This is a genomic window from Arthrobacter sp. 2RAF6 (assembly GCF_052115205.1).
GTDB lineage: Bacteria > Actinomycetota > Actinomycetes > Actinomycetales > Micrococcaceae > Arthrobacter.
Genome location: NZ_JBFRGF010000009.1, coordinates 128,152 through 137,685 on the forward strand (window position 1 = coordinate 128,152; position 9,534 = coordinate 137,685).

The following is a 9,534-nucleotide window of genomic DNA, read 5'->3' on the forward strand; positions in this document are numbered from 1 at the left end:
TGCCATGCGTCATTTCTGCATGACCTTGGTGTCGCCGACGAGTTTCTTGACCGAAGAGTCGTATTCGGCTGCCGCCTCCGCTGGACTTTGTTTGCCGGTGATGACGGCCTCGGTGGCCTGTTGGACGGCGAGGGAGATCTTCGGGTAGTCGGCGGTTGCCGGGCGATAGTGCGTGACGCCTACCAGATCGGAAACATCCTTCACGAACGGGTTGGCCGCTTGGTAACCGGGATCGGAAGCGACATCGGTGCGGACGGCGATCTGCGAATTGTTAACGTCGAAGGCCAAGGCGTTCTTCTTGTTCACGGCAGTCGTCAGGAACTTGAAGGCCAGGTCCGGGCTCGTGGTCTTCGCCCCGACGGCGAGCGTCCAGCCACCGGACATGCTCACGCCACCTGGATCCTGTCCAAACTGGGTGGGGAACGTCGCTACTCCCATGTCCTGCGCGTAACCGGCCCATTCGTAGGAACCGCCCTTTTGCCAGAACGACGGCGCGTAGGAGCCTTCCACGGTGGCGCCCATTTTGCCTTGCGGCAGCCACTGTCCAAAGACCTTCTTCCACACATTCGAATCGAGGGCGTCCGCCGGGGTCACGGAAAGCTTCTCATCGTAGAGGGTCTTCAGGAACTGGAGTGAATCGGTGAATCCCTTGGAACCCACAACCCACTTCTTGGCGCTTTCCGAATACAAGGAGCTTCCCGTTCCATAAAGCAGTTCGTAGAAGCTCTGCATGACAGTTCCCTCACCGGTGCCTTTTCCTGCGTACATGCTGAAGGGGATCACGCTCGGATCCGCGGCCTTCATTTTGCGGGCCGCAGCCAGGATGTCATCCCAGGTTTTCGGCTGCCAGGGCAACGGTATGCCGGCCTTCTGGAGGACCGTCTTGTTGTACCAGATCGCCCTGGTGTCGGTGCCGAGCGGGACGGCATAGATACTGCCGTCGTCACCGCGTCCCGCGGCCTTGGCACCCTCGTTGAACTTGGACCACTCGTCCCACGAGGCCAGTTGCGAGTCGAGTTTGAGCAAGTACCCGGCGTCGACGTCCGAGCGGACCTTGAAGGTGTCCTCGTAGAAGACGTCGGGAGCTGTGTCCGGGGAACGCTGGGCCAGCGCTAGCTTCGTGCCATAGTCGTCGTCGTTGGCTTGGATGGGCTCCAAGTCCACAGTGACGCCCGCGTTTGCCGCTTCGAATTCCTGCTTGGCGTCCTGGAAGACCTTGTCCAGGGCGGTGAAGGAGTCCGTCTTTTGATAGACGATCCTGATGGTTTGTTTGTTGATGGCTTGCGGTTGGGAGGAACAGGCGGCCGAGGCCAAAAGGCCGACGACGCCGAGCAGTGCAGCTCCGATCCGGACTGGGCGACGCATGACGCTCCGATCTTCAAGCGGCTGCAGCCCCCACACTTCAGCTGGCCCAGCCTGTTGCCAATATTGATATATGCAGCCCTGCGATGCAGGGCTTGGTGAAGGCCTCAGCCTTCCAACAGGAGCCGCTGGGCGCGCGGCGCAAGCGTGTGTTCGAGTACCAGGCAGGCCGCCCCGATGGCGCCGACGTCTTCGCCCACGCCGGTCCCGACAACCTCGATGCCGTGGATGCTGTTGGCGGCACTGTTGGCCGCGAGCAGCGGAGGAATGCGATCCAAGTAACGTTCGGACATGCGGCCCCAGAACGGGCCACCAAAGACGACGCGTTCGACGTCGAGGGTGTTCGTCACCACCGCAACCGCGCGGGCAACCAGCACCGCCGACTTATCTATGATCGCGATGGCACGTTCGTCACCTGCATCCGCGGCGTCGCACAGCCTGGCGAAGCCTTCCTGCACTTCCGGGCCCTCGGTGCCTTTGCGGCCACCGTTCAGGACACCTTGCTCTTCGGCTTCGGCCACGAGGACCTGCGGGATGCAGGAAGATTTGACGCACCCGCGCAGGCCGCAATCGCACTCGGGCCCGTCCGGATCGACAATGATGTGTCCGATTTCGCCGGCGTTGCCGGATGTTCCGCGGACAACTTCATCGTTCAGGACAATGCCGCAACCGATGCCGGTACCCATATACATGAAGATGAAACTTCCGGTGCCGCTGGGCCCGCCGGCCCAGGTTTCGGCGACGGCCGCACTGGTGACGTCCTTGTCCACAAGGGTCTCGAGACCGGTGGCTTCGGCGAGGGCGTCCCTCAGGTGCACCCGGTCCCAACCTGTCATGAGGGGCGGATCCACGACGGTACCCTCATCGAGGTCTATGGGTCCCGGCGCGGCGACGCCAAGTCCCGCGATCTTTCCCGTATCAACACCGGAATCTTCGATCAGCGCCTTGATTTCCTCCGCTATGGCCGCGATGACGCGCTGTGGATTGCTTCCGGTCGGTGTGGGAATCCTGGAGTGCTTCACAACGTCGCCCACCAGGTCCAGGACCACGGAGGTGATGACCGCGGGATCAAGATGGACGCCAAGCGCGTACATTCCTGAAGGATTCAGGCGCAGGATGGTGCGGGGTTTACCCGGACCGCTGCCTTCCTTGCCTGCCTCGACAATGAGCCGTTGATCCAGGAGGCGGCGTGAAATGTTCGAAATAGTCTGTGGTGAAAGGCCGACGATTTGGGCGAGTTCCACCCGGCTCAGTCCGCCCGAGGAGCGCCTGATCGCGTCGAGAATGACGGTCAGGTTGAAGTCCCCCATGCGGGGCAGATTGGTTCCGCGCCTCGGAGTCGGCTGGCGGATCTCAGTCACGGATTCCCCTAAAATCATTCGAATAATGCTGTTGCATTTGCATCGTACGGCACGTGTGCTTGTCCCGGTATGCCCACACGCTGCCCAGGCGTAACGGACCCCGATATTGCTGATTGGAGGCCCGGGAATATGGCACTCATGCCGCAGGCCGAGCTGGATATCACCGCGGAGTTGGTGAGGAGTTTGCTCGAAGAGCAGCTGCAGGGGCAGTTGCTGTCGGAGCCGCACTGACCCCGCCGTCGCCTAGCGTTTAACGCTGCGCGTCACGGTGAATTTCGGGTTCCGGCCGATTTCGGTGGTGGGACCGATCAACCTTTCAAGCGCCGCACGGTACTGCAAGTGACTGTTGTAGACAGTCCAGAGTTCACCGCCCGAAGCCAGGACCCGTGCCGCGGCATCGAACATCTTTGTGGCCGCCCCGGCATGGACGCTGGCGCCGAGGTGGAACGGCGGGTTCAGCAGGATGAGGTCGGCACTGCCTGGTTCGAAGGTGGACATGGCATCGTCCTGGATTACCGTGATTCGATTTGCCAGCCCGTTGGCCGCCGCGGTTGCCTTGGCGGACGCGACTGCTGCCGCCGATTGGTCCGTTGCGGTAACCCGGGCATTGGGACGGCTCCGGGCATACATCGCGGCGAGGATCCCGGTCCCGCAGCCAAGGTCTACCGCGTGGCGCGCTTCGGGGATCCTGTCCAGGAAGCCCAGGAGGAAGCGCGTGCCAATATCCAGCTTCGTGCCTGAAAATGCACCCCCGTGGGCACCGACCGTCATCCCCAGCTCGGTGTTCTGCTCAGAGACCGGGAAGGGCTGCGGTGTGTCCGGCCGCTTGGGACCGGTGGCAAGCAGGACACGTGACTTCCGCTGCGCAAGCTGCGGCTGCACCGACTCAAAGCTGCCTTCAAGGACAGCGTTCATGCCCAGGGACATGTGCTTGACGCGACCTCCGGCCAGCAGGACGGCTCTTGGCGCTGCAAAGCGCGCAACGGCGTCGACGATTTCTTCCAGCTCCGCGAGGGCCTTGGGGAGCTGCATGATCACCAGTTCGGCGCCGTCGAGCAACCCGGCGCCCAGCTCGAACTGGTCAAAGCGGCCGGACAACCCGGACGCATCGGCGTTCCGTTGCAGCGCAAGCCTGCCGACGTACAGGTCTTGGGTCACCCGGACGTGCCCGACACCGAGGGCCGCCAAAGCGCCCAGCGTCAGGGCTCCGTAGCGGTCACCGATCACCGCAACGAGGGTTTCCGGATTTGCGACGTAGCCCGCCGCGGTCTCAAGAAGGAGGCGATCGGTGGCGTCGTGCGCCTGCAGGTTCTCCGCCTCGACATCGGGGAAGCGGCGGAGGGTGCCGAATAGCGTCTCAAGGTGTGCATCCAGCTCGGTCAAGGTCACGGTGCACCAATCTATCCTCCTCAGGAACCCTCGACAACACAGGGGTGGCGGAGGAAGGTAGAGATTGCAAGTAATCGACCGTCCGACCGCTGCTGAAGGCACGGCACGCGCCGCAGCAGCCCGGACACCAGGGTCCGCTGCGAAGGGCGAGCCACGTTGTGGACCTCGAAGATCAGGCTCCCACTCCCCTTGTGAGCAGACCATGACTGTCAACCTCGTCACTCAGCTTGAAGTAAAGTCGCACAATTCCCCCGATGAAATCCGACGGCCGGAGAAAACCGTGGTGGAAAACGTCACTGTCGGTGACTACACCATCGGCCGCCTCAGCTTCGAACCGGGCTGGAGTTGGGCGGATTGCATCAAACCTGTGGTCCAAACCGATTCCTGCCAGCTCAACCACGTAGGGTACTGCGTTGCCGGTGCACTGGAGGTCGAGACCACCGACGGCAAGAAGATCAGCATCTCCAAAGGAGATTCGTACACCATCCCGCCGGGACACAATGCATGGGTTGTGGGCGACGAGACCTACTCGGCCATCGAGTTTGTCAGCGCAGCGGAATATGGAGTCAAGCCTGAGTAGCCGTCAGCGCGTCCCTGTCACCCCCTGACGGCAAGAATATGAGCTCGGGTTGGCAGGTACGCCCTGCTACCGAATTCGAAACGCATCTACAATCGTCGCAGGCGACCGTCCGCACGGACAGTTTCACACCGGGCGGGATACGCGGCCGCCTATTCACCGATAAGTAGAGGACGTGTTTCCATGGCTTTCGTTGAACCAAGCGCCGATGTCTCAGAGCATTCGTTCATCGGGCACGGCACAAGGATCTGGCATCTTGCCCAGATCAGGGAGGGTGCCCGCCTCGGCGAAAACTGCAACATTGGCCGGGGAGCCTATGTCGGTCCGGGCGTCGAAATAGGAGCCAACTCCAAGCTTCAAAACTATGCCTTGGTCTATGAGCCCGCCCGGTTGGGCGCCGGAGTCTTCATCGGCCCGGCAGCCGTACTCACCAACGACACGTACCCCAGGGCGGTGAGCCCCGACGGAACGCTAAAGTCGGCCGACGACTGGACACCTGTGGGTGTGATCGTGGAAGACGGCGCGGCAATCGGCGCCCGCGCGGTGTGCATCGCGCCCATAACGATCGGCAGGTGGGCAACCGTTGCCGCGGGCGCGGTGGTCGTCCGGGACGTTCCGGCCTTCGCATTGGTTGCCGGAGTTCCCGCCAGGCAAATCGGCTGGGTTGGCAAGTCCGGACATCCCCTTCGGCCCGACGGCGATGAACTGGTGTGCCCCGCGACGGGAGAGCGCTACATCAAAGACGGAGACACCCTGACAGAAGCGCGCGCGGTATGAGCGGCAGAGTCCGTGCCGCCGTCGTCGGAGGCGGAATCATCGGCGTCGCCGTGGCACGCGAGCTCACCCGCAGCCTCGACAACGTGGACGTCACGGTATTCGAGAAGGAAATCGGGCTAGGCGGACACCAGACCGGCCACAACAGCGGCGTTGTGCATGCCGGGCTCTACTACGAGCCTGGAAGCTTGAAGGCGAGACTCTGCCGCCGCGGTGTGGACCTGCTCCGGCAGTTCGCGGCGGAGAAGAATCTCGGCTACGAGGAGTGCGGCAAAGTAGTCGTCGCCCACAATGCCCGCGAACTTGACCGGCTCAAGGCGATACACGCCCGGGCCATCGCCAATGGCGTGCCGAACGTCCGCATGGTCGGCGCGGATGAACTCACCATGATCGAGCCGCATGCCCGCGGCCTGGCCGCCCTGCATTCGCCGCGCACCGCGATAGTCGATTACCGTGCCATCACCAATGCCTTGGCCCAGGACGTACGTGCCGCAAGCGGGAACATCCTGCTGGGACTCGCCGTGACCGGTGTGGAAGACCATGGCCGCGAGGTGCGGATACGGTCCTCCCGCGGAACTGAAGCCTTCGACGTCGTGATCACCTGTGCCGGCTTGCAGTCGGATCGGCTGGCCCACGCCGCCGGAGACCCCGCGGACCCCCGTATTGTGCCCTTTTTCGGCGACTATTTCCTGCTCCGGCCCGAGAAGCGTTCTTTGGTCAAGGGCCTGATCTATCCCGTGCCGGACCCGAAATACCCCTTCCTTGGTGTCCATCTGACCAAACGCATCGACGGCGCCATCCTGGTAGGCCCCAATGCTTTCCTGGCGGGCGGCCGGGAAGCCTACCGCCGCGCGCAATTTTCCCCCGTCGACCTCCGCGCCGTGCTGGGGTTCCCGGGATTCTGGCGGTTCGCTGCAGGCAATCTGCCCGCAGCCGCCCGGGAGGCGCGCACGATGATGAACACCCGCGCCTTCGTCAAGGAGGCACAGAAGTACGTCCCGGACATCCTGCCGCGCGATGTCACGCGCGGCCCTCGCGGAATCCGGGCGCAGGCAATGACTTCCGACGGCAGCCTCGTCGATGACTTCGTGATTACGGGCACGAGCCGCGTCCTCCACGTACGGAACGCTCCGTCGCCGGGCGCGACATCGTCGATGGCCATCGCCGAGCACATCGTGGCCGAGGCAATGGGACGAGCCCGACTCTCCTGATCCAAGGCACCTGACAGGTCCACCCGCGCAGCCATTTCCTCCCTGCTCCCCGGGGTTCGCTCCGACATCCGCTGGCATTTCCGCGTATCCGAAGCCAAAAAACAGGTAAACGACCGCCGTCCCCGACGTGCGGCGGCCAAAAAAACGGGTACCGGCACTCGTGCCACGCTCCCGGCCGGCTCCATATGCTTCCGTCATTGAGTGCCTGAAACCAATGACAGAAGCAGGTCGCGACATGAGCAACAACCGAAATTTCCCTTTGGCTGTGCGCCGCGCGGTCCTGCCGACCGTACTGGCCATGATCGGGACGCTCCTGCCGTTACAGATGGCGGTCTCCGCCGTCGCGGCCACAGATCCATGCGCAGCGCCGGTGACCAATCCGGTTGCTTGCGAGAACACGCTGGCCGGGAACCCTGCCTCGGAATGGCAGGTCTCCGGAGCCGGAGACTCCACGATCCAGGGTTACGGCACGTCGATGAGCGTCAATATAGGCCAGACGATCTCGTTCAAGATTCTGACGCCGGCGTCGGCCTACCACATCGATGTGTACCGGCTTGGTTACTACCAGGGCTTGGGGGCCCGCAAGGTTGCCTCGAACCTGCTCCCCTCCGTTGCACTGCCGCAATCACAGCCGGCCTGCAACACATACTCCGACACGGGACTCATCGACTGCGGAAACTGGGGTGTGTCTGCTTCCTGGGCGGTGCCGTCCACTGCGGTCTCCGGCGTCTATATCGCAAGGCTCGTCCGCAACGACACGAACGGCGCGAGCATCGTGCCGTTCGTTGTCCGGAATGACGCCGCACATTCAGACATGTTGTTCCAGACCTCGGACGAGACCTGGCAGGCGTACAACACCTACGGTGGCAACAGCCTCTACAGCTGCACTGTCGCTTGCCCTCCCGGCAACCCGCAGGCCTATAAGGCGGCCTTCAAAGTCTCATACAACAGGCCGTTCAATTCCGCCGCCGACGACCAGGGTCGAAGCTGGCTGATGTACTCCGAGTACCCGATGATCCGGTTCATGGAAGCCAACGGGTACGACATGAGCTACATGAGCGGCAACGATGTCGCCACCAAGGGTTCCCTGCTGCTCAACCACAAGACATTCATGTCCGTGGGGCATGACGAGTATTGGTCCGGCGACCAGCGCGCCAACGTCGAAGCCGCCCGCGACGCCGGAGTGAACCTTGCGTTCTTCAGCGGCAACGAGGTCTTCTGGAGGACACGCTGGGAACCGAGCGCCGCCGGACCCAGCACGCCCGGCCGGACACTGGTGGCCTACAAAGATACGCATTTCAACGCACCAACCGACCCGGTCGCCTGGACGGGCACCTATAGGGACCCGCGCTTCGGGACCTCCACCGGTGGAGGAAACCCCGAAAACTCGCTGACAGGCCAGTTCTTCGTCGTCAATTCAGGAACCACCGACATCACGGTTCCCTCGCAATACAGCGCGCTCCGGATGTGGAGGAACACGACGATCGCCACGATGGCCCCCGGAACCACCGTGACCCTTGGTGCGGGCATCGGCACGCTCGGTTACGAATGGGATATCGACGCCGACAACGGATTCCGTCCGGCCGGCCTCTTCAAGATGTCCGCAACCACGAACACGTCCGCGGAAGTCTTCACGGATTACGGTTCGCAGACTGCCACCGGAAAGACGGCCACCCACAACCTCACGATGTACAGAGCCTCGAGTGGAGCGATCGTCTTCGGCGCCGGAACGGTCCAGTGGCCGTGGGGACTTGACGGGTTCACCACCGGCAAAGCCGTGGACAGGAACATGCAGCAGGCTACGGTCAACCTGTTCGCGGACATGGGAGTCCAGCCGGCAACGATCGTCACCGGGCTGACTGCCGCCACCCGATCCACGGATGTCACTCCTCCGACGTCGACCATCACTGCACCATCCTTCGGAGCGAACATCGCTGACGGAACTATCGTCACCGTCAGCGGAACCGCGGCCGACACCGGCGGCGTGGTGGCCGGCGTCGAGGTCTCCACCGACAACGGAAATACCTGGCGTCCTGCCACCGGCACAACAAATTGGACCTTTAGCTGGAATGCGCATGGCAACCCCACCTCCACCTTGCGCTCACGTGCTGTTGACGACAGCGGCAACGTGGAGACGCCGTCGTCGGGCGTGGTCACCAATATCTCCTGCCCCTGCTCCCTTTCGGGCGTGAACATCTCGCCAGCCGTTGCCGATGCGGCGGATCCCACCGGAATCGAAGTGGGCGCAAAGTTCTACTCCGAAGTGAACGGAACCATAAACGGAGTGCGGTTCTACAAGGCAAGCAAAAATACCGGAACACACACGGGCAGCATCTGGTCCACCAGTGGGCAGCGGCTGGCCACTGCAACCTTCACCGGTGAAAGCGCCACCGGCTGGCAGACAGTGACTTTCTCGACGCCTCTCGCCGTCGTGGCGAACACCGTGTACGTCGTTTCCTATTACGCTCCGGTGGGGCACTATTCCGAGGACACAGCCTACTTCTACCCGCATCCGTCACCGCCGCCAGCGGGAAACAGCCGCGTAGACAGTGCTCCGTTGCATTATCCGCGGAGCCTTCCCGGCACCCCCAATGGGCTCTACGCCTATGGTTCTACCTCGGCGTTCCCGAACGAATCCTACGACGCCGAATACTACTGGGTGGACGCGATCTTCAATCCCTCAGGCACGGCCCCCGCGGTGTCCTCCACGTCCCCGGCCAGCAACGCCACCGCCGTGCCCACCACCACCGCACCCACCGCGACCTTCAACCAGGCCGTCACCGCGACCTCCATCACCTACACCCTCAAAGACGCCGCCAACACCACCGTGCCCGGCACCACCAGCTACAACACCACCACC

7 protein-coding genes are annotated in these 9,534 nt (G+C 62.9%); 4 read left to right on the forward strand and 3 right to left on the reverse strand.

Annotated features, from left to right (window positions below; translation table 11 throughout):
- Positions 1-9 precede the first annotated feature (9 nt).
- The 3 genes from AB4Z38_RS09380 to AB4Z38_RS09390 all read right to left on the reverse strand — a co-directional run bounded on the left by AB4Z38_RS09380 (position 10) and on the right by AB4Z38_RS09390 (position 4,106).
- A complete protein-coding gene (locus AB4Z38_RS09380; RefSeq protein WP_441429448.1) occupies positions 10-1,365 on the reverse strand; it encodes an extracellular solute-binding protein in 1,356 nt (451 codons plus the stop codon).
- Positions 1,366-1,469: 104 nt separating this feature from the next.
- Complete coding sequence (locus tag AB4Z38_RS09385; RefSeq protein WP_441429449.1) at positions 1,470-2,723, reverse strand: ROK family protein; 1,254 nt, start codon at positions 2,721-2,723, stop codon at positions 1,470-1,472.
- A gap of 243 nt (positions 2,724-2,966) precedes the next feature.
- Positions 2,967-4,106, reverse strand: coding sequence for a class I SAM-dependent methyltransferase (locus AB4Z38_RS09390; RefSeq protein ID WP_441429460.1), 1,140 nt, complete (start codon positions 4,104-4,106; stop codon positions 2,967-2,969).
- A gap of 208 nt (positions 4,107-4,314) precedes the next feature.
- Between AB4Z38_RS09390 and AB4Z38_RS09395 the strand changes: the two genes are divergently transcribed.
- From AB4Z38_RS09395 to AB4Z38_RS09410, 4 genes are all read left to right on the forward strand, one after another.
- Positions 4,315-4,692, forward strand: coding sequence for a cupin domain-containing protein (locus AB4Z38_RS09395; RefSeq protein ID WP_441429450.1), 378 nt, complete (start codon positions 4,315-4,317; stop codon positions 4,690-4,692).
- A 180-nt stretch (positions 4,693-4,872) separates the two neighbouring features.
- The gene (locus AB4Z38_RS09400) at positions 4,873-5,466 is read left to right on the forward strand and encodes an acyltransferase (protein WP_441429451.1); all 594 of its coding nucleotides are present in this window, start codon (positions 4,873-4,875) and stop codon (positions 5,464-5,466) included.
- Entirely contained in the window at positions 5,463-6,674 is a 1,212-nt protein-coding gene (lhgO, locus tag AB4Z38_RS09405; RefSeq protein ID WP_441429452.1) for an L-2-hydroxyglutarate oxidase, read from the forward strand. The genes AB4Z38_RS09400 and lhgO overlap by 4 nt, the downstream gene beginning before the upstream one ends.
- Positions 6,675-6,909: 235 nt before the next feature.
- Positions 6,910-9,534, forward strand: a 2,625-nt coding sequence (locus AB4Z38_RS09410) for a N,N-dimethylformamidase beta subunit family domain-containing protein (protein ID WP_441429453.1), incomplete at its 3' end; no start/stop codon positions are given.